We start from the raw sequence: 17,962 nt of genomic DNA on the forward strand, positions 1-17,962 counted from the left end.
GCTATAGCGTGATCGGTTTCAGCTTCGCAGATAGCGCCAACGCTTGCGCTGCTTTCGCCGCGAATGCCGCCGCATCTTTCGGACTTGGCGTTGGTCCCGGTACATGCGTGTGCGCAGCCAGTTGTGTGTTCATTTGCTGCAGCAGATCGAGCATGTCGCACACCACCTGAAACAGGTTCACACCACTGGACCCGATCCAGTTTTTCGGCGCCTGCAACTGCTGGCTGATTCCGACCACGCTCTTGCGCAGCCCCTGAATCCTCTCCTGCATATCGCCACCCACCGTGGCGTTGTGCTTCTGTCCCACCACTAGGTTCAAATCCCGCCCGGTCGCCTGATGCAGATCATCCACCGCCGCCAGGCTAGCGGACCCGCCCGACATCAGCTTGAGCGCGCCCAGCGCCTCGATCGTTTTCACCCCACCCACCGTCTCGGTCGAATGATCGTCAATCGCCTGGGTGTGGTTCTGGAACAGCTCGCGGTTCTCCAGGGCTTCCACTTCGCGCTCGATCGCCTTGTCCTGGATCTTGCCATCGGTCTGGCGCAGCCAGTTGCCGTCAGCGTCCACGCGCTGCTGGGCGGCTTCGCTGTGCTGCCACACCTGGTCACCTTTCGGCACCCGGGGCATGCTCAGCCCGTGCGGCAGAATCGTCTGGATGTAGGGCTTGTTCGGCAGGCCATAGGCAAAGCAGACCACCACCTGGGTGCCCTCCTCCGGAAAGGCATAGATGCCCATTTCTTCGCCACCCGTGGGCAGAGGCAGCGGCACGCCGGCGAGCAGCGGCAACAGAGGATCGACTTCACCGTCCGGCCCCAGGACCTCGATGTCCACGGCGTAGCGCGGCCGGAAGTCGTCACAGATCCCGGCGCCGGCCGGGGCATCGGCCACAGCGACCACCCGGGCAAAGCGCGGCAGGTGATAGCCACCGGTCAGTTCAGGGAATTGCCGTTCTACGCTGCGGCGGATTGCGTCTTCCATCGGATAGCCATCTGGTCATTGGCGAGGGCCACACTGGTGATGCGCTCGCCGTGGTTGATCGTTGCACCTGGTCGTAACCCGGGAAGGGCTGCGATCATCGCGCTTTGGTTGCCCTGGTAGCCGTCGAACAGCTCCGTGGGGATTTGCAGTGGTGGTCGCTCACCAAAAAAGCTGTCGGCCCAGCTGCCGGCAAACACTTCGCCGTTGCCCAACTGGTGCCAGGTGAAGTCGGGAATGTTGAACACCCGGGCCAGGCTGTCCATCGCCTGATAACCGGCGGCCAGGCTGTAGAAGAACGGCGCCTTAACACCGGCGTAGGGCCGATCGGGGACCCGGAAACGCAGGCCGGTCTGCTCGCTGACCTCGGCCAGTACGGCGCGTAGATCGACGTGACGCAGGTTCAGCGGCAACGGGTTGGCCAGCACGGCGGCCAGCTCGCGACAGAACAACACCTGCTCGATGGCATTGGCGGCGGTGCAGCGCTCGACGTAACCGATGAAGTGGCGTTGCAGCGTGCGGTCGTTGTAGCCGATATCCAGCGTCACCAGGCCTTTGACCGGTTCAGCGGACTTGATCGTAAACGTCGCCCGCCCCGGGCTGGTGGCGTCCAGTCGGACGTCCTCTTTCACCAGGGCAAACGGCGCGCCATTGATCGCCAGGACTTTGTGCAGCTTCACGTCGGCTCACTCCCGCCCAGCCACTTGTCGACACGGCCAAGCACTTTTTCGAAGCCGCTCAACGCCGGGTTGTCGGTGGTTTCGTCCTTGGCCTCGCCACCGGTACCGACCGCGCTACCTGGTGCGCCCTGGGCGTTGACCGCGTTACCGGCGCGTCGGCCCTCGACCTTTTCAGGGTTGGACTGGCGTTCGCTCAGCGTGAACTGAACCAGCCAGGCGCGCAGTAAGTCGTCTTCGCGGGCACTGATCCCTTCTGAAAACTCCACCTGGCGCACGCCGAAGGCGGCCGCCGTGTCGTTGACGACGCGGTACAGGTGCAACTGGCCACCGTCCGACGTGGATTCGGCCAGGCTCATCAAATCGGTCATTTGGGTACGATCGACAAAGGGAATCATCAGCGAAACCGTCAGCGTCTTGGGCTTGAACCCCTTGTGAGCCTTGTCGGTGTTGCTGGTCTGGCCGGACATGTCGCCGCTTTCGATCCGCAGGTTGGCGGTCACCTTGAGGTTCTTGCCCTGGACCTTGTGGCCATCGAGTAGCAGCGTCATAGACCCACCAGCTCGCGAACAAAACTCAGCCCCTGCTCAGATCCGACCAGCAACGCGCCGGCACACAACACCCATTCATGCCCGGGGGCCTCCCCTGCCAGCAACGCACGACGCAACTCGGTGGCATTACCCGGGCCGATCAGGCGCGCACGCATACTGCTGTCAGGGCTTCCCCCCGCCAGTAACGCTTTCAGGTCGTCCATCTGCTGGTCGCGGCCCTGCTGCTGGGCAGCTTTGCGCGAGGCCAGGGCAGCCAGGTCACCCAACGGCGAGCTGTCGGCCGCGTAGCTCTCCAGCACGGCCAGTTGGCCGGCCATGGATTGCTTGGCGGCTTTGAGCACGGTGCAGCGCTCCAGGGGCAGCGCCTGCCAGCGCGGCAAGGTGCCGGCGGTGGGAATCTCCCACTTTTCCGTTTCCAGCTTCGACAGGTGCCGTGCTCGACGCTCGGTGCGCACCAGGTCCGGCATCGGCAATAAGGCATTGAAGCGCGCCAGGCTCTCGGCCAACTGATCGAGGCGCGTCGCCAGGAACAACAGGCACAGCGCGTGCTGGGGACCTTCGGGCCGGCCGCTGTCACTGACATCCACCAGCTTGCCCGCCAGTTGCTGCAGCAAGTTCGGTGCAGACAGAAAGCGCTGATAGCCACGGCCCTGGCCGATCCCACTTTGAAACGGCGTGACCACCAGGCACGCCGGCGCCGCGCCCATCTGATTCGCGAGTGCGGCGCGGCCGGCAGCGATTGCGCCCTGGGCCGCACCACCCACTGGCCCGGGATTGGTGCTCGCCTTGCCGTTGAGGTCAGCCAGGCGTCGGGCCGTATTGATCAGTTCGCCGCTGGCCAGGTCCTTGGCCGCTGACAACTGCCCCATCCATTGCGTGGCCTGCTCGGGCCAGCGCATCGTGACCGGTGACCAGGTGTCTTTATTCATGCGGCAAAACCAGCGGCGGCAATTCAGCGATCAGCTCGGCACTGGTTGGCACTGCGCGTTGCTCGGCCTCCGCTACCGCCAGTTGCTCATAGCAATACGCCCAGCACAGTGATCGCCAGGTACGGAACGCTATTCCGTCCGCCTGGAAGCGCGGCACCGCAGGTTCATCTGCGTAGGAAATCGCGCTCTTGAGGTCTTCGTAGCCTGACGCCTTGGCCGTTTTGTCCAAAAATGCCTGGACAGCCGCAACGAGTGCGCCGGTTCGCTGAGCCCACGTCGGCGGCGGCGGATCCACCGCCACCGGAGCCTTGCCATCAGCCTGGATAATCTGACCCCGCGACTGCGCTTCAAACAAATGCAGGTATTGGCTGGTAGTGATTTCCCACAGCTCCCGGGCCGGCGGTAGATGGCAGTTGGGATTGCTCACTTCGACCAGCGGCTGTTTGGCCTGCGGATCGTCTACCAGGACGGATGGCGCGCTGGCGTCGGGATCATCCTTGGGTGCAACCCAATTCGGGTCCGGCGCGCTCACTTGTGGGCAAACCCACTCCGGATCGGGTACCCATAGCGTTCGTTCGCCATGGGCGCGAGTGTCGTAAAAGCCAGTGGTTTTCGCGTGAAAAAAAATCGTCATGGTCAGTACCCTTCCGCTATCCAGTAAATTTCATCGGGTGAATCCAGTGCTCCGGAAATCACGGAAAAGCGCTGCCGGCTAACGATCAGCGTATTGGTACCGGACGACACGTCGGCATAAAAAAGGCTGGTGCGAGATGCGACCAGAGATGTACAGGCATTCGGGAAGGCGGTCGGAAAACTGCGGTGCGTGACCGAATCCGACGCCCCCAGGGTGAGGCCCCACTGTGTGATCCTTCCGGTCTCGGCACACTTCCACCAGCCATTCGGACCGAGTAAGGCGGCATTCTTCAATACAGCCCCGGGTACGTCTGGTGTAGCTCGTGGCAGATTGGTTAATCCTGATGCGTTGCCGCTGTAGGTTCCGGAAATGCTGAGGTGGCCACCCTCCGCCAAGGTCATGGCGTTGTCAGTGCTCCCCACGTGGGTGACGATCTGCGCCGGCATGCCGGTGCCGCCATTGGAAAACGCTTCCTGGGCGCCGATGTGCCGGTCATTCCAATCGGTCGCTTTCCACACCAGGTAGGTCAGCGCGCGGCTCGGACAATCGACCTGGATTGCCGGGGTTCGGCTGCGCCAGTGCACAAAGGCACCGCCCATCTGGGTGAATTCAAAACGTGCGGATCCGGTCAACATCCCGCCCGTCAGCGGCAGTTTTGAGCTGTCGGCGATACCGATGTCTTGCGTACCGTCAAACGGCACGCCATTGATGGTCCTGGCCGTGGTGAGCTTGGTTGAGGTCGCCGCGTTACCGGACACATTGATGTTGTAGGTGCCGCTTAAACGCCCAACGGGCACTACCCCTTTTGTTATCGAGCTGGCATCCAGACCGGTGAGTTTGCCGCCGTCGCCAAAGTAGGATCCTTTGATCGATAGATGCCCGGCGCCGTCGAAGGTAAACGCGCTGCTCAAGGCCCCGACATGCATCACGACCATGGGAATCGAACTGCTGCTGCCGCCGGAATAGACGTCCATGGCCGCCAGGTGGCGTTCGCTCCAATTGCTACTTTTCCAAATCGAATAGGCCAAGTTGTTCATCGGGCTATCGATGTGCAAAGCCGACTGGCGCTCCTGCCAACTGACCAGCCCGCCACCGATTTGCGGCACGCTAAAACGCAAACCTCCTGTGAGCGTCCCGCCACTGAGCGGCAGCTTGGTGCTGTCCTCCACCGAGATATCGGCGCTGCCATCGAACGGCACACCGTTGATCTTGCGCGGCTCGGACAGCTTGTCCGCCGCCCCGGCGCGCAACGCGGGATAGTGGCCGACGCGGGCGGCAAAGTGCTCGATCAGCGGCCCATCGATGGGTTCGATCGTGCGCAGATCCGTCACGGCTCCGCCGCCTGCGATACTGGCCAACGGGATGCAGTGGACGTGGCCATCACCGTCTTTGTAATCAGCCGGACATGGCGAGTAATTGACCGTCCAACTGGCGACCACATCGCTGAGCTCGCGGCGCAGACTGACCCCTATCCAGACCTGAGTCGGTAACGACGGTGGTCCGATCGGCAAGGCGTTGGCCAGCTCGACGCGAATGCCCTCGACGTACACCACGCCGGGTTTGAGCTGATACCCGGTCGCGACTTTTTCAACTTGCAGGGCAGTATCAAAAAAACAGGCGCGCCCGAAAATATCCCGATTGCTCAGGCGTTCGCGCTCATCGATGCCTTTGAGGCGAACGGTGAAGTCATGCTGCCAGGTGCTGGCATCGATCGTGATACCGGTCAGCGCCTGGGCCCCGTCAAACACCACCAGGAAGTTGCGGGTGACGTTGTTGCCCAGTTGCAGCGGCGGAATGTTTTTACGCTTTTGCTGGAGCGGCACATAAGCCACGGCAAACAACACGCCCTCGGCGCTTTCCAGGCCCAGCCAGTTCCAATCAAAGTCGCCGATGTCGCTGTCCATCATCAGGCTGTACACCACCTGGTTGGGGTTCACGTAGCCCTTTTGCGTGACGCCGTAACTGCCAACGACCTGCGCGGCCGGTGGCTTACCGGCGGCGCGGTCCACCGCTGCATTGGGGTTAAGCCCGGGCACGTTGGCCAGGACAAAACGGCTGATGTTCAGCGGCTGCCCACCACCCTGTTTTTGGGCGATCAGGCTTTCGCCGGCGAGGGTAATACTGGCTCCCATGGCGGGCTCTCCTACAGGGTGGCAACCAGCGTTTGCTGGTCGTCGTTAAAGTCCACGGCGACGATGCGCAGTGACAAAGGGGTGATGGTGACGAAGTCGTAGCGCCGGCAAGTGCGGCCGTATTGCTGGATCAGCACCCGCAACAGCTCGGGGTTCTGCGACAGTTGCGAATCGGAAAGGCGCAGCAGCACCACGTCCCAATCCCGGTCGGGCATGCGTTCGTCGATCTCGACGTAACCCACGCCCAGGCGCACCAGGATCCGTTTGAGGCCGGCGGTGCTGCCGGCGTCTACCGCGTTGACGAAGGCAAATTTCACCCGCAAGCGGTACAGACTTTCGGGTTCGTCCTTGAAGCGCGTGATGTCGCGCTGCCAGGCCAACAGTTCAAGGATCGTCAGGTGGCAGGTATCGGCGTCCATCTGTAGCAACGGCCACTGCATCCAACCCTCGACCTTGTCCCACCAGGTTTCACAGGCGGCCTTAAGTTTTGCCAGCTGCGGGCCGTCCAGCCAGAACGGCAATTTGAGTTTGATCACGACAGCGCGACCTCGAGGCTGGCAATTCGTGGAATGCTCAGCTCCGACACGATGTCCGCGTTTTCAAAGTGCAACGACTCGATGCCGGCAAACTGCTGGTGCAGCTCCTCCACCAGGCGACTGAATGAAAACCGCGACTGTGGATAAGTCAGTGTCGGCTGGAAGTCGCCCGGGGTGCTCTCGCGAAACGCGGCGCGGATGAACAGCGCGACGTCAGCTTGCATGGCTGTCCGTTTCTCAGCCGTCAGAAACGGTCGCGGCCAGACCGTCACCTGTAGCGCATGCTGGGTTTCTGGCATCACCATCACCAGCAGGTCATCACCATGGCCATGGTTGCCCTGGTCACGGATATGCGCGTTGATTTGCTCCAGGTAGGTCGCCGCCGGCACATCAGCATCGAACAGCACATAGGCGTTCGCACTGCCTGGCCCACGGGGCGCGCCATGCAGGAAATACACGCCATCCGGGCGCACGCCCTGGAAGCTGGAAATCATGGCCCGATACACCGCGTCGGTGTGCCACTGGTTCACCGCCGAGAACTGATTGCGCACCCGCAAACGCAACTGATCGTCGGGCTCAGGATCTGCACCAGGTGCAATCAACCAACCATCGGTGTTCACCACCTGGACCACGCCCGGGATCGGCACCGGCAGGATGGCGTAGTACCCCGGGGCGAGGTTGTAGCCGCTGCCGGCGTCCAGTGCTTGCACCGGCACTTCCAGTTGCAGCACGCCATCGGCGAAGGTGGCGGCCGTGGTGGTGACCAACTGATAGACGTGTCCATTGATCGCGGCCGATTGCACCTGGATGCCCGCCGGCAGTTCCAGCACACCGGCATTGGTGTCACGGGTGAACAGCACGACGCCCTTGGCCTTGGTGGCGCCTTTGCGCTCGATATTGACCGCCCAGGCGAGCATATCCAGCCACTTGTCGCGGGCCGTCTTCACAAAGAAGTTCGGCAGGACCGTGTCGCTGACAAAGCCGATCAACCACAGCACTGGCTTGGTCACCAGAGCGGTGATCACGCGCCAGAACGGCGAATAGGCACCGGTGTTGCTCAGCTTGCTGCCTTGCGCGGCCACCTCCGTTTCCCAGGCCTTGCGCAACCCTTCCTCGGTGGTCGGAATGCCGGCGTCAGCAAGCGCCTGTTTAAAGTTCACATCGCTCACAGGGTCACCATGATGTCGCCGAATTTCAGGGTTTTCGCCGTCACCAGGTACTGGCCAGGTTGCACCTGGTTAATCCGTGCAGTTCCCGGCACCAGGCGTTCATCGGCCTCCACCAGCAGCTCCATTTGCTGGATGCAGTCGCGTTGTCGCAGGCTGCTGCGCTCGGCCACCAGTGTGACCAGCAGGCCGCTCTCACGGATCATGTGCGCGATGTCCTGGGCGATGCTCGCCCGGTCATCTATCAGCAACGGTTGCCGCGACGGATCCAGCACCAGGTCGTTGCCGGCGATCAGCAGATCGATGTACTCGCTCATCCCGCCACCGCCATGCTCACCATTTGTTCCATTTCCAGCGGCGTCATTGGCTTGCTGGTGTGAATGTTCACGTTTTCCACATGCGTGCCCTTGTTCTGGGTCTGGCTGTTGTTTTGAATGCTGCTGAGCAACCCACCACGCGGCACGGCGTCGGGCCGAGTCGGTGACAAGTTGCCGAGGGAGCTATTGAGGCGTTGCCGCGCTTGCTCGGCTTGTTCGCCCGGGACACTGGCCATGACCAAGGGCGGCGCCGGTGCTGGCGGCTGATAAGCCGTTGGCAGGGTGTTCATCATCAAGGGGCTGGGTTGGGAGCCCGGAACCGTGGGCCCTGCGGTATCCGGGATTTGCAGCGCGGGCAGCTCCGAAAATGCTGCATCGATCGTGACGCCCGGGATTTTGTTCAGCAGCTCGACCAAGCCATTGATGGCCTGCTTGAAGATGTTGACGACGCTATCCCACGCGGCGCGGGCCATGCTGGACCAACCGCCCATGGAGCTGAACCACTTCGAAAACGCATCGAATTTTTCCGCGACCCACTGGAAGGCCGCAGTGTTCATCAGGGCCGAGGTCCACTCGTCCCAGTAGTAAGCGGCGGCAATCACCAGGGCGACCAGTACCGCGATGCCCATCACGACGACGCCGATCGGGTTGGCAGTCAGGGCAAAGTTGACCAGCCAGATCGCGCCCTGCCACAGCAGCATGGCGCCGCGAATGATCGCCAGGCCTGCGCTCAGTATTGCGATCACAGCGACATAGGCCAGGATGGCCAGCTTCTGCAAAATGAAGGTCGCGGCGGTGCGCAGGTTCAGCATCTGCACCACTTTCCAGACCGTCACCAGGGCAAGCCAGGTGGTCCGGGCAATCCCCACCACCAGCGTGAGCAAGGACATGGCGCCGATGATCACCAGGATGGTCAGCGCGGTGATGCCGATCACGCGGGTGATGTTGGGGAACAGTTGCGACCAACGCACGAGGGTTTTGCCGATGTCGACCATCTTGTTCATGAACGGCGTCAGCACGGGAATCAGCACCTGGCCGAACACCACGCGCATGACCTCGACCAGGGACGCCCATTGCTGCCACGGATCGACCATCGCCTGGGCCATCTGCTCGGCCTTCTCCAGCCCGCGCACTCTGCCCAACTGCTCAAGGCCATTGCGCAAGCGCCCGGTGTCCTTGGCCAGCGCCCCAATGACCTGGGCGCCTTCACCGCCGAACGCTTCCACCAGCTTGGCGCTGGCCGCTGCGCTGGTCAGGTCGCCGAACTTGTCCTGGAGCTTGTCCAGAATCGACGTCATCGGCATCAGCTTGCCCTGCGAGTCGGTGAACTGCATGCCGAGCTTTTCCGAGGCGGCGCCGACGTTTTCGAAAAACGCCTTGTAGCGTCCGCCGGCATCGCCACCTTCCATGGTGCTGCTCAGGGTGCCGATCACCGCCATCTGTTCGGCCAGGTCGACCCCGGCCGTGGTGGCGATCGCACCGGCTTCCTTAAACGCGTCTTTCATCGCGGCGCCGCTGGTGCGGAACAGCTGCACCGCCAGTGCCGTCTGACCGCCGAGTTTTTCGACCCATGCGCCCTTGCCCATGGCGTCGGCCTGGGATTTCTGCAAGTTGTAGAGCGTGCCGACGTATTCACCCATCGTTTCAGCGTCAGACTTGGTAGCCTTGGCCAACAGGTTGCTGGTGTTGGTAAAGACAGCCAGCTGGTTGCCGGCCAGGCCCTTGATAGCGCCCTCGATCAGATACGCCGAGGCCACAAAATCCTTGGCGTTCTCCCCGTAGTTCACCGCGAATTCCAGCGACTTGCTGTTGAGGGCGGTCAACGCATCTTCGGCCACGCCCAACGATCGGACGTCGCCCAGGGCACGATTGACCTCCAGCGCCGGTTCCAGGGATTGCTGAATCCCGACCACGGCCGCCGTCACGCCAGCCAGGCCAAGGCCCATCGTCTTGATGTTCTCCTCGCTCTGCTCGGCAAGGTCGGAAAAGCCCATTTTCACCTTCCCCAGGGGGCCGGTGACCTTGTCGGTCAGGCTCAAGATGAAAGCCAGGCTGGCGCTTTGGTCTGCCACTTTTCGTTACCCGTTCATCGCGAGGGAGATGCCGTTAGCGACGGCGATTTCCGTACGTCTCCAGAATTCGTCCTCCAGCCACTTGGCCGTGCCCATCGCTTCAACGGTGGGCTCGGCGCCAGGTAGCCAGCGGTTCGTCAGGGCCACCAGCTGGCCCAGTCCGTTTTCGGTCAGGCGCTCAGCGTGGCCGAGCGCTTTTTTACGATCACTTCGACCTTCGGGCCGTACTCTTCAAGCAATGCGCCGGCGAGCTGCATCACCATCACCGGGTTGGCCAGCAGCGGTTTCAAGGTGGCTTTTTCTTCATGCTTGATGGTGGTCATCAGCAGGTTGTTGCCCGGGGCGACCTTGTTGGTCGTGGTGATGGCGTTGAAGTACTTGGTGACGTCCGCCGGGGTCAGGGTGAAGGTGAATTCGTGTTCGCCGACTTCCAGGGTGATTTCTGCGTTTTGCTCGTTCATGCGATGTCTCTCTTGAGGTTGGGAAAAGGGTTGTCCTGGTGCACCGGTTAACGCCGGCACACCCTGAGGACGTGTTGCTGCAAGCCCAGGATCATTTGCTTGCTCAGGGCAAGCTGATCTCTGAGGGTGAAATAATCCGATCGAGCGTCTGTTGCGAGTTCGGCGGTGCCTGCATCAGCCAGGCCGCCGGCGCCGGCGTTGGTGGGCACAGCGGCGGGACAGGTGGCTTTGATCCACAACCGCTGATTGCCATCGTCAACAGCGCGGCGCAGGCCTTGGTTTTCAGAAAGTGCATGGTTCAGTTCCGCAGTTCGTTCAAGATCGATAGCGTCCCGATCGGCCAGCATCTCGCCGCTGATTCGGGCCGCTTCACGCAGGCCGTTCACTTCGAACAACGCGCTGTCGCGTTCGCGGCGGGCGGTGTCGCGCTGACCTTCCAACAGGTCAAAACCGAACCAGGCCACCCCACTCAACACCAGGACGAACAAGACATCACGCGGCATCACAAGCCCGCCTTGCACAGATCCGCTTCTGCCAAACGCCGCGCATGCAGGCCCCGGACAAACTCCTTTTTGCCCTGCGCATTGGTGACGAAGGCCCACACGGGCGTTTTGCCGTCTGGCGCCCAGGCCAAGGCCTTGCAGCCTTCGGCGATGCGCCCAGCGTTGATCAGGCCCACCGCTCGACTGGCGCAGGTGCTCGGCACACCGACGTTGTGGGAATGGCTGCTCAAGGCGTCGAACGTGTTCTGGCCCACTTGCTGATTGGTGATGCAGTCAGCGAGCTGCAACTGCCCTTTCTGGATAACCAACTGCTCGACCTGGTCGCATCGAGCGGCAGACCAGAAATCACCGACCACAACGGGAAACGGGCTGGTGTGGCGGGTAATGCCCAGGCACACCGTCGGCAATCCACCGGCCAGCTTGTCCGCGTAAACGACGTTTTGGCCCTGGCCTTCCCAGGTGCCGAGGAACGTCACCAGCGAAGCGCTGGCCAGCGCGATCGCACCGGCTTGGATCTTGCCGCGCAGGCTCATGGGAACCACACACGCAGCAGTGCCGGCACGACCATTTGCAGTGCGGCGCCGGCCAGCGTCAGGATGGTCAGCAACCGGCCAACCTTCGCCCCGATGTCGTTCACCGCCACGGTCAGCGTCTGCTGGCCGGCGTTGAGTTCCGACAACTGGCGTGTCATGTGTTCGAAACCCTGCTCCAGCTTGGTGACACGGGTTGGCACCGTTTCGTGCCGGTCTTCCAGCTCACTCAATCGGTGGTTGAAGACGGCAAATTTCTGTTCCAGCGATCCGAGGCGTGCGGCTTCAGTGGTCATCAGCGCTTACTCTTTTCATGGTCGGTCTGGCACGGGACGCATCGCGTGATGCCGCCCAGTGCCTGGCGCGCTGGCGGGATCTCTTTGTCGCAGCCCTGGCAATGGGTCAGGCTTGGCCCGACCGGCCGGCGCTGCTGCAACTGAGCCTTGATCGCCTGGTCACGCTGGCGTTGTTCCAGTTCCTGGGCGCGGTCGAACCAATCCACCATCAGCGCAGCCCCTCGATTTCGGTAGTGGCGAGGTACGGCACGCCGTTGATGCGGACGAAATCCGGGCTGGTGACCTCATACGGCACCTTGTGCTTGGTCTTTTCGCCGCCCTTGGGATCGATGCCCAACAAGCTGGATACCTTCACCTTGCAACCGAACGCTTCCACACGCAGCTCGTCGTCGCCGGCCTTGGCGAAGAACACCACGTCAAACGGTTTCAACTCGCGGAAGCTGCCGGCGGATCGAGCCGCCTCGATCAGCAATTTGAAGTTGCTGGTGTCCAGTTCGAATTCGCCGGCAGCAGCGACATCGCCCTCGACGTAGCCATCCGGCACGCCCCGGGTTTGCGCCACGGCCGAGTTGTCGGTGATGTCCAGGGTGCAGCTCTCGACGTGCAGCGACAGGTCGCCCAGGCTCACGTCAAAGTTCTTGCCGCCAATCTTTGCCATGGGGCGTTACTCCGTTTTGTCGGTGGAAAGATCCAGGGCGATGTTGGCCTGGAGGTCTTTCGGGCAGTTGAGGGGTTTGAGCTTGATGTAGGCCACCACCTTGGTTTTGCTGAGCCAGTTCAGCACCAGGTCACCGTCTTTCGGCGACTCGATGTCGCCGGGGAACACTTCACCGTTAAAGGCGGTGGACTTGGCCATGGCCCGCAGCGGTGCCATCAGTTGGTTGGTGTTGACCGCCATGCTATTAGGCGTGCTATTCAGGCGGCGATCGGCCACGCGGCGGATCAGCAGTACGCGGATCTGGCGCGCGGCCTTGTCGGTGATGCGCAGGTATTCAACGACCTGGAAGTCACTGCCCGGGGTGTCCAACAGGTTGGCGTCGCCCCAGTACACGCCTGGGTAATCGGGGTAGGTCTGCGAAACGGATAGGCGCGCCCGGTCCAACTCGGCGCGCACAGCCGACGGCAACGGGACTTTGTCGGCATCGACAGGCACCTGCCCAAGGCCCAGCACTGGGCCGGTGGCTACGCGCATCGGGCTGTCGGCGATGCTCACGGATGCATTCGCCAAGCGCCCCGCCAGCACGCCCAGGTCGTTGCCATGCAGTTGCGGTACCGGAAGGACACGCGCCGCCGCCAGTCCGGCGACCAGCGCTTTCTGCTCAGAGACGTATTGCGCCCAGGTCTGTTGCACGCTGATACCCGTAACAGCCGCCATGATGAAAACGCGGCGCCCGTGGGTGTTGTTCAACGCGATAGCCGCGTCATGCATCGCCGACAGTTCGGCAGCAGCAGCGACAGGCTTGGTAATCACCACCGCTTCGACGGAAAACCCCGACTGCTGGGCTTTTTCCAACGCATCGGACCAGTTGCCGTCGGCCCCGATCGGCGCCGCCACACACGCCCAGCGCTGGCCACCGTTGAGGCGGGCGGCGGTAATTTGGGTTTTCAGATCGCTTGCAGGAACGCCCAGGGCGGCGTCCAGGTCGCTGTCGGTATTCAGCGGGATGAACTGGCCGACGTTCTTGGTCGCCGGACCGATGAAAAGGAAATAACGCTCAATCTCTGTCACGGCACCCTGGCCCAGATTGAGATTGTCGACGGTGACTTGACCGAGTGCCATGCAGTGCCTCGTTAGCGGGGTGAAGTTAGGATTTGTTGAAAGACCTGGTTAATCAGTTCGCGGGTTTCGTTGCCGCTCCCTACCCCGAGGAACTGACGCGCAGGCAAGGTGATGTCCCAGCTTTGCGCGCCGGATGTCTCGGATTTCTCATCATTCAAAATGCGGATCAGCAGACCGGCCTTGGCGTAGTTCACATGCTGTTGAATCCACGCAACCGACGGCCTGGTCAGCGTCTTTTTGCCCTTCTGCCGGATACGGAATCCCAGCAGACGCAGGCGTTTGGCTTGCTTGTCGGTGCAGGCGATACCGGGCGCCACGGTGTTCCAGCGCTTCATCTGCGCCGCCGTACGCCGCTCGGTGGCGCCGTTGTGTTGCTGTGTCGCGACCCATCGGGTCAGCGCGTTTTTCCAGCCCAGCTCCGCTTCGTCCGCACTGACCCGTGTGACTTGCAGCAGCTTGGCCAGGCCGGCTTCCATCTTCTTTTTGCCCTTGGCGGATCCCTTGCGCTCGGCGAAGTCCGAACCGTCCAGGTTCTTCTGCTCACGTACCCGCTTGCGGCTCATCGAGCGCACGCGCTTGGTCACGTTGTTCAGCAGACGGCGACGCAGCTTGGGCGTCAGCTCAAGCAACGCCAGCTGGGCGTCAACGGTGAGCAAGCCCCTGACATCGAGGTCGCACGGATTAGCGATCACCGCTGCCGACCTCGCCGTGTTCGGCAACCCATAGATCGAACGGGACAAAGGCCCAGGTCTTGCCGAAGGCTTCGATCTCGCCGTCCGGGTCTTCGGCCAGGTATTGCGGCTCGACGAACTCCAGCGTGATGTCCACGTCGGCCAGGTCGTTGTCCAGCATCTCGACGGCGAACAGCGGCGCCGGCAGTTCGTACCGATCGCGCTCCGGGTCGTGGTTTTCCAGCCAGCTGCCGACCAGGGCCATCAGCCGCCCCGGGTGGTCGGCGAAGCGCTCCAGCACGATGGCGGCGCGATAACGCATGTCAGCCATGTGCATGCCGTCCACGTCGGGCTTCCAGATCAGTTCGAGCGTGACCTGTTCAGTCCAGCTATCGAACTGCTCAGGTGGCACCAGATTGCGGGCCATCAGGTAGGCGGTCAGCGCCTGCAGTTGGATCACAGCAGCGCCGCCGTGATGCGGCCACGGCCCTGCAGGGCGCGCACGGCTGATTGGCTGAATGCCAGGAAGGTGTCCTCGCGCTCCGGCGCTTCCTTGCCGGTGTTTTCGGCACTCTCGCGGCGGGTCACGGTGGCGAACTGCTGCAGGGCACTGGCCTTGGCGCGGCAATAGACGGCGCGCTTGTACAGTTTTGACTTCCACGCACGTTCAGGCAGCAGCTGCGAATCCGCCGTTTCAACATTGGCGATGCCCACGGCTTCCCAACGTTGTTTTAGCTTGGCCAGGTCATCGTTGACCTCGGCCATGGCGATGCTTAGGGCGTCGGTCAACAGGTCGCCCAGGAACTCCGCCGGCAGGCGGTAACCCTTCTGGAATTCGGACACGGAGAGGTTCGGCCAAAAGCCGTCGTTCTCGATCGTCTGGTCCACAAAGGTGGTGGGTTTCCCGGAAAAGCTCATTGCTGGCCGCTCAAATAGGGCGGGGAGCCTGTTTTCAGTGGGACGGTCCATGAATGGGCGGCTCACTTCCACAGGTCCCCGCTGGGGGGGGTAGTCAGTTATTCGGGGCCGCTGGTGGCGGCTACTTGTTTGGCCAGAGCCTTGCGGCACTTCTCGATGCGAGTGTCATTGCCGGCTTTTGGGTACAACTCGGTGGAGCGCTCAAGATGCTTGAGCGCGGTTTCCCACTGCTCGGCTTCCATTGCGCGCATGCCGACCAACTTGTGGTACTTGCTGGGGATCTGTTCCGTCAGATTCCATTCACCGTCCACGCGGGGCAGCAAGTCAGACAGGTACGGCTCCGGGCTGCGGTTGGCGCTGTATTCGGCGTAGGCCCACTCGATCACGGCATCCGCGACAAAGGTCTGGACGTCGCGGCGCTTGAAGCGCTCCGGCATTTGCTGGCCTTGGGCGATGGCAAATTCCGCCAGTTCCAGCCCGTCTTCGAACTGATCGGTGTCAAACAGCCAGACCATCACCTGCACCAAGACGCGGTTCGGGAAATTCAGCCCGGACTCGATGTAGCGCTGGATGTAGTCCTGGTACTTGGGCAGCAATTCGTCGCGCTTTAGCAACTGGCGACCCGCCAACGCTCCTTTCATGGCACTCAGGCGTTCCAGATCCTGATCCAGCGCCGCTTCCTGCAGCAGCAGGTGCTTGCGCGCATTGGCCGGACTGCTCAGCGCATCGCCAGGGGTGTAGGCCACCGGCGCCGCTGCAGCAGCGGCTAAGGCAGCGCCCCCCGAGGCGAGAATGCGGCGCTTATGCGCAAGGGCCAGGCTCACTTCACCAGCTCCACGTTCTCGGTCATCGCGAATTTCTCCAGCTGCTCGATCACGTAGCCCTCGTTTCGGCTGTTGTAATCCTCGACGCGGGAGCGTTTCGGGTTGTCCACGGTTTGCTTGCGCCAGCTCGAATCCTGGAAGTAGATCGACAGGTTGTCCCAGCTGGTAACCACCACGCCGTTGACCGGAAAAAACGGCACGCTGAAGCTCGGCAGACCGCCGTAGGTGGCGATCACCTGGGCATCTTCAATGCGCTCTTTTTCGGTCGGCACGTCGCCCTGTTTGGCGTACAGCTTCGCCTTGTCGGCGGCCAGCAGGTCGGTGCCGATGATCGCGATCAGGTCGCCGGCATCACGCACACGCTCGTCCACCATCTGCTTGGTGTCATGCACCAGGGCGTCCAGGTTGGCGTAGTCGCCGCCCTCGCCCATCAGCACCTTGCCGGCGGTCTTGCCTTCTTTCAGCACTTGGGCCGGGATCTGCTCACGCGCCTGCTGCAGCCAGCCTTTGTTCACGTCCTGCAGCATTGGATAAGCGGCAATATCGGTCTGTGCAGCAGCGTGCGTGCCGTGGAAGCCGACCATGATGCGGTCCAGGGCGATCTGTTTTTGCACGGCAGCGGAATAGCGCTGGTGGAAGTCCGGGAACTTGGCCCAGGCGTCGATTTTCGCGTACGGCAAACCGACGTCGGATTCGGTCGAGGACAGTTCGTAATGGGTGTCATCGAGCGCCGAAGCGTCCTTGGCTTCGCGGTCGGTGGTCTTGGTGTTAGTGCGACCCGTGACCGGGCCGGAAACGCCAATGAAGACCTTCTGACCTTTGATCTCGGTCACCGGAATGACGTTGATGCGCTGCAGGAAATCCGACTTGGCGGTAATCGCGTCGTTCAGCTCCTGGGCAACGGTCGGCTCAACGCTGAACTGCTTGCTGGACAGCTCGACGCCGTAGGTTTCGGCGATAGCGAACTGTAGCTCTGCGTACATTTTGGCGCCGTAGGCGCTCAGAGACTGGGCCATGTCAGAGCACCCGCGCTTTGGTTTTGTCGGCGGCGCCGGTGGTGCGCGGCAATTGACGACCCGTGGTGGTGTTCTGCAGCGAGCTGAACTGTTTGGACAGGTTCGACAGGGCCGCCAGCACGGCTTTGTTCGAACCACCGCCCTGACGGCGGAATTCGCGCTCTTCTTCGGCGGTGGTGACGATCTCGTCCACCGCGGCACTCACATCATCGATCGGGGCTTGCTCGGGTTCGGGTGCTTCTGCAGCAGCAGGCTCAATCACGGCCTGGATGCCGGCAGCGACGACCAGCAGTTGCGCCAGCAGGGCTTTCAAAGCCGTTGCGGTAGCTTCATCCATTGGGGGTTTGCTCTCGGTAGGGGTTTGCGGGGTGGTATCGGTAGGGCTGTCTTCCGCGCCGAAGCGCTTGAAGAAGCCAGTGAGCAATGCGGTCAGCTTGCCCAGCTCGCCTTTGGGCTCGTTTTCGCAAAAGGTGCCCAGCTCAACAGAGGACGCAAAGTAAGCGTCCCGGCTGGTACGGCTGGAAAAGTAGAGTTCCTGAGTGCCGGTGCTCGCGGGCTCGTCGGTGACGGCAATACCGGTCATGTAGGCTCTGCCACGGCCACGGAAATTCGGGCGAATCTCAATACTGGTGAAGACTTTTTCCCCGGCATCGTTCAGGCGCAGCAGCTTGTCGTTGGGCTTCAACTGCGCTTCGAGGGCGACTTGGCCAGGCTCCAAATCCTCGCCTTCCTCGATCAGGCGGACAGCGAAAACCGTCCCGTGAGATCCGAACCAGCGGTCGTGTTCACACCAGATAACGGCTGTGTACAACGTCGGATTGTAGGTTTCCGCGATGTCGCGCAGTTCCTGGGGCAGAATCTCGCGGCCATCAACGGTCGGACCGCTGGTGGCAACACGCTTCCAGTAGGAGACAAGGGAACGGGGCATGAGTGATAACTGCGCTCAATCGTTGAATGAGCCGCCACGATAGGG

At 62.1% G+C, this 17,962-nt stretch carries 24 protein-coding genes; all 24 read right to left on the bottom strand.

What is annotated here, in order from left to right; genetic code table 11:
• Position 1 precedes the first annotated feature (1 nt).
• Positions 2-979, bottom strand: coding sequence for a hypothetical protein (locus ACZ89E_RS12310; RefSeq protein WP_476255752.1), 978 nt, complete (start codon positions 977-979; stop codon positions 2-4).
• Positions 952-1,656 carry a hypothetical protein gene (locus ACZ89E_RS12315; protein WP_476255753.1) on the bottom strand — a complete coding sequence of 235 codons (705 nt, stop codon included), beginning with the start codon at positions 1,654-1,656 and terminating at the stop codon, positions 952-954. Before ACZ89E_RS12315 ends, ACZ89E_RS12310 begins: the two co-directional genes overlap by 28 nt.
• The gene (locus ACZ89E_RS12320; RefSeq protein WP_476255754.1) at positions 1,653-2,204 is read right to left on the bottom strand and encodes a baseplate complex protein; all 552 of its coding nucleotides are present in this window, start codon (positions 2,202-2,204) and stop codon (positions 1,653-1,655) included. Before ACZ89E_RS12320 ends, ACZ89E_RS12315 begins: the two co-directional genes overlap by 4 nt.
• Complete coding sequence (locus ACZ89E_RS12325) at positions 2,201-3,133, bottom strand: hypothetical protein (protein ID WP_476255755.1); 933 nt, start codon at positions 3,131-3,133, stop codon at positions 2,201-2,203. The genes ACZ89E_RS12320 and ACZ89E_RS12325 overlap by 4 nt, the downstream gene beginning before the upstream one ends.
• On the bottom strand, positions 3,126-3,767 hold the full coding sequence (locus tag ACZ89E_RS12330) for a hypothetical protein (RefSeq protein ID WP_476255756.1): 642 nt from the start codon (positions 3,765-3,767) through the stop codon (positions 3,126-3,128). Before ACZ89E_RS12330 ends, ACZ89E_RS12325 begins: the two co-directional genes overlap by 8 nt.
• A 2-nt stretch (positions 3,768-3,769) precedes the next feature.
• Positions 3,770-5,899, bottom strand: coding sequence for a phage tail protein (locus tag ACZ89E_RS12335; RefSeq protein ID WP_476255757.1), 2,130 nt, complete (start codon positions 5,897-5,899; stop codon positions 3,770-3,772).
• 11 nt (positions 5,900-5,910) lie between these two features.
• Positions 5,911-6,435 carry a phage tail protein gene (locus ACZ89E_RS12340; protein WP_476255758.1) on the bottom strand — a complete coding sequence of 175 codons (525 nt, stop codon included), beginning with the start codon at positions 6,433-6,435 and terminating at the stop codon, positions 5,911-5,913.
• Positions 6,432-7,604 (bottom strand): baseplate J/gp47 family protein, encoded by a 1,173-nt coding sequence (locus ACZ89E_RS12345; protein ID WP_476255759.1) that lies wholly within the window; start codon positions 7,602-7,604, stop codon positions 6,432-6,434. Before ACZ89E_RS12345 ends, ACZ89E_RS12340 begins: the two co-directional genes overlap by 4 nt.
• Positions 7,601-7,918, bottom strand: coding sequence for a DUF2590 family protein (locus ACZ89E_RS12350; RefSeq protein WP_476255760.1), 318 nt, complete (start codon positions 7,916-7,918; stop codon positions 7,601-7,603). Before ACZ89E_RS12350 ends, ACZ89E_RS12345 begins: the two co-directional genes overlap by 4 nt.
• Positions 7,915-9,990: a phage tail tape measure protein gene (locus ACZ89E_RS12355; protein ID WP_476255761.1), complete on the bottom strand. Its 2,076-nt coding sequence runs from the start codon at positions 9,988-9,990 to the stop codon at positions 7,915-7,917. The genes ACZ89E_RS12350 and ACZ89E_RS12355 overlap by 4 nt, the downstream gene beginning before the upstream one ends.
• A 6-nt stretch (positions 9,991-9,996) precedes the next feature.
• Positions 9,997-10,140: a DUF6890 family protein gene (locus ACZ89E_RS12360; RefSeq protein ID WP_476257047.1), complete on the bottom strand. Its 144-nt coding sequence runs from the start codon at positions 10,138-10,140 to the stop codon at positions 9,997-9,999.
• A 20-nt stretch (positions 10,141-10,160) separates the two neighbouring features.
• On the bottom strand, positions 10,161-10,451 hold the full coding sequence (locus tag ACZ89E_RS12365) for a putative phage tail assembly chaperone (RefSeq protein ID WP_476255762.1): 291 nt from the start codon (positions 10,449-10,451) through the stop codon (positions 10,161-10,163).
• A 47-nt stretch (positions 10,452-10,498) separates the two neighbouring features.
• The gene (locus tag ACZ89E_RS12370; RefSeq protein ID WP_476255763.1) at positions 10,499-10,954 is read right to left on the bottom strand and encodes a lysis system i-spanin subunit Rz; all 456 of its coding nucleotides are present in this window, start codon (positions 10,952-10,954) and stop codon (positions 10,499-10,501) included.
• On the bottom strand, positions 10,954-11,487 hold the full coding sequence (locus ACZ89E_RS12375) for a lysozyme (RefSeq protein WP_476255764.1): 534 nt from the start codon (positions 11,485-11,487) through the stop codon (positions 10,954-10,956). The genes ACZ89E_RS12370 and ACZ89E_RS12375 overlap by 1 nt, the downstream gene beginning before the upstream one ends.
• Positions 11,484-11,780 carry a hypothetical protein gene (locus ACZ89E_RS12380; protein ID WP_476255765.1) on the bottom strand — a complete coding sequence of 99 codons (297 nt, stop codon included), beginning with the start codon at positions 11,778-11,780 and terminating at the stop codon, positions 11,484-11,486. Before ACZ89E_RS12380 ends, ACZ89E_RS12375 begins: the two co-directional genes overlap by 4 nt.
• On the bottom strand, positions 11,780-11,989 hold the full coding sequence (locus tag ACZ89E_RS12385; protein WP_476255766.1) for a TraR/DksA family transcriptional regulator: 210 nt from the start codon (positions 11,987-11,989) through the stop codon (positions 11,780-11,782). Before ACZ89E_RS12385 ends, ACZ89E_RS12380 begins: the two co-directional genes overlap by 1 nt.
• Positions 11,989-12,438, bottom strand: a complete 450-nt coding sequence (locus tag ACZ89E_RS12390) for a phage protein (protein ID WP_476255767.1) — start codon at positions 12,436-12,438, stop codon at positions 11,989-11,991. The genes ACZ89E_RS12385 and ACZ89E_RS12390 overlap by 1 nt, the downstream gene beginning before the upstream one ends.
• Before the next feature lie 6 nt (positions 12,439-12,444).
• Positions 12,445-13,560 carry a DUF2586 domain-containing protein gene (locus ACZ89E_RS12395; RefSeq protein WP_476255768.1) on the bottom strand — a complete coding sequence of 372 codons (1,116 nt, stop codon included), beginning with the start codon at positions 13,558-13,560 and terminating at the stop codon, positions 12,445-12,447.
• 11 nt (positions 13,561-13,571) lie between these two features.
• A complete protein-coding gene (locus ACZ89E_RS12400; protein ID WP_476255769.1) occupies positions 13,572-14,252 on the bottom strand; it encodes a phage virion morphogenesis protein in 681 nt (226 codons plus the stop codon).
• Positions 14,242-14,691, bottom strand: coding sequence for a phage tail protein (locus ACZ89E_RS12405; RefSeq protein ID WP_476255770.1), 450 nt, complete (start codon positions 14,689-14,691; stop codon positions 14,242-14,244). The genes ACZ89E_RS12400 and ACZ89E_RS12405 overlap by 11 nt, the downstream gene beginning before the upstream one ends.
• On the bottom strand, positions 14,688-15,149 hold the full coding sequence (locus ACZ89E_RS12410; RefSeq protein ID WP_476257048.1) for a head completion/stabilization protein: 462 nt from the start codon (positions 15,147-15,149) through the stop codon (positions 14,688-14,690). Before ACZ89E_RS12410 ends, ACZ89E_RS12405 begins: the two co-directional genes overlap by 4 nt.
• A 98-nt stretch (positions 15,150-15,247) precedes the next feature.
• Positions 15,248-15,973, bottom strand: a complete 726-nt coding sequence (gene gpM, locus ACZ89E_RS12415) for a phage terminase small subunit (RefSeq protein WP_476255771.1) — start codon at positions 15,971-15,973, stop codon at positions 15,248-15,250.
• Entirely contained in the window at positions 15,970-16,989 is a 1,020-nt protein-coding gene (locus tag ACZ89E_RS12420; RefSeq protein WP_476255772.1) for a phage major capsid protein, P2 family, read from the bottom strand. Before ACZ89E_RS12420 ends, gpM begins: the two co-directional genes overlap by 4 nt.
• 1 nt (position 16,990) lies before the next feature.
• Positions 16,991-17,917, bottom strand: coding sequence for a GPO family capsid scaffolding protein (locus ACZ89E_RS12425; protein ID WP_476255773.1), 927 nt, complete (start codon positions 17,915-17,917; stop codon positions 16,991-16,993).
• Positions 17,918-17,962: the final 45 nt, after the last annotated feature.

This window comes from Pseudomonas sp. TE3899 (genome assembly GCF_056279105.1).

Coding starts and splice junctions, on each gene's coding strand:
- ACZ89E_RS12310 (WP_476255752.1), bottom strand. CDS start 979: ATGGAAGACGCAATCCGCCGCAGCGTAGAACGGCAATTCCCTGAACTG.
- ACZ89E_RS12320 (WP_476255754.1), bottom strand. CDS start 2,204: ATGACGCTGCTACTCGATGGCCACAAGGTCCAGGGCAAGAACCTCAAG.
- ACZ89E_RS12325 (WP_476255755.1), bottom strand. CDS start 3,133: ATGAATAAAGACACCTGGTCACCGGTCACGATGCGCTGGCCCGAGCAG.
- ACZ89E_RS12330 (WP_476255756.1), bottom strand. CDS start 3,767: ATGACGATTTTTTTTCACGCGAAAACCACTGGCTTTTACGACACTCGC.
- ACZ89E_RS12335 (WP_476255757.1), bottom strand. CDS start 5,899: ATGGGAGCCAGTATTACCCTCGCCGGCGAAAGCCTGATCGCCCAAAAA.
- ACZ89E_RS12350 (WP_476255760.1), bottom strand. CDS start 7,918: ATGAGCGAGTACATCGATCTGCTGATCGCCGGCAACGACCTGGTGCTG.
- ACZ89E_RS12365 (WP_476255762.1), bottom strand. CDS start 10,451: ATGAACGAGCAAAACGCAGAAATCACCCTGGAAGTCGGCGAACACGAA.
- ACZ89E_RS12370 (WP_476255763.1), bottom strand. CDS start 10,954: ATGCCGCGTGATGTCTTGTTCGTCCTGGTGTTGAGTGGGGTGGCCTGG.
- ACZ89E_RS12375 (WP_476255764.1), bottom strand. CDS start 11,487: ATGAGCCTGCGCGGCAAGATCCAAGCCGGTGCGATCGCGCTGGCCAGC.
- ACZ89E_RS12380 (WP_476255765.1), bottom strand. CDS start 11,780: ATGACCACTGAAGCCGCACGCCTCGGATCGCTGGAACAGAAATTTGCC.
- ACZ89E_RS12385 (WP_476255766.1), bottom strand. CDS start 11,989: ATGGTGGATTGGTTCGACCGCGCCCAGGAACTGGAACAACGCCAGCGT.
- ACZ89E_RS12390 (WP_476255767.1), bottom strand. CDS start 12,438: ATGGCAAAGATTGGCGGCAAGAACTTTGACGTGAGCCTGGGCGACCTG.
- ACZ89E_RS12395 (WP_476255768.1), bottom strand. CDS start 13,560: ATGGCACTCGGTCAAGTCACCGTCGACAATCTCAATCTGGGCCAGGGT.
- ACZ89E_RS12410 (WP_476257048.1), bottom strand. CDS start 15,149: ATGAGCTTTTCCGGGAAACCCACCACCTTTGTGGACCAGACGATCGAG.
- ACZ89E_RS12420 (WP_476255772.1), bottom strand. CDS start 16,989: ATGGCCCAGTCTCTGAGCGCCTACGGCGCCAAAATGTACGCAGAGCTA.
- ACZ89E_RS12425 (WP_476255773.1), bottom strand. CDS start 17,917: ATGCCCCGTTCCCTTGTCTCCTACTGGAAGCGTGTTGCCACCAGCGGT.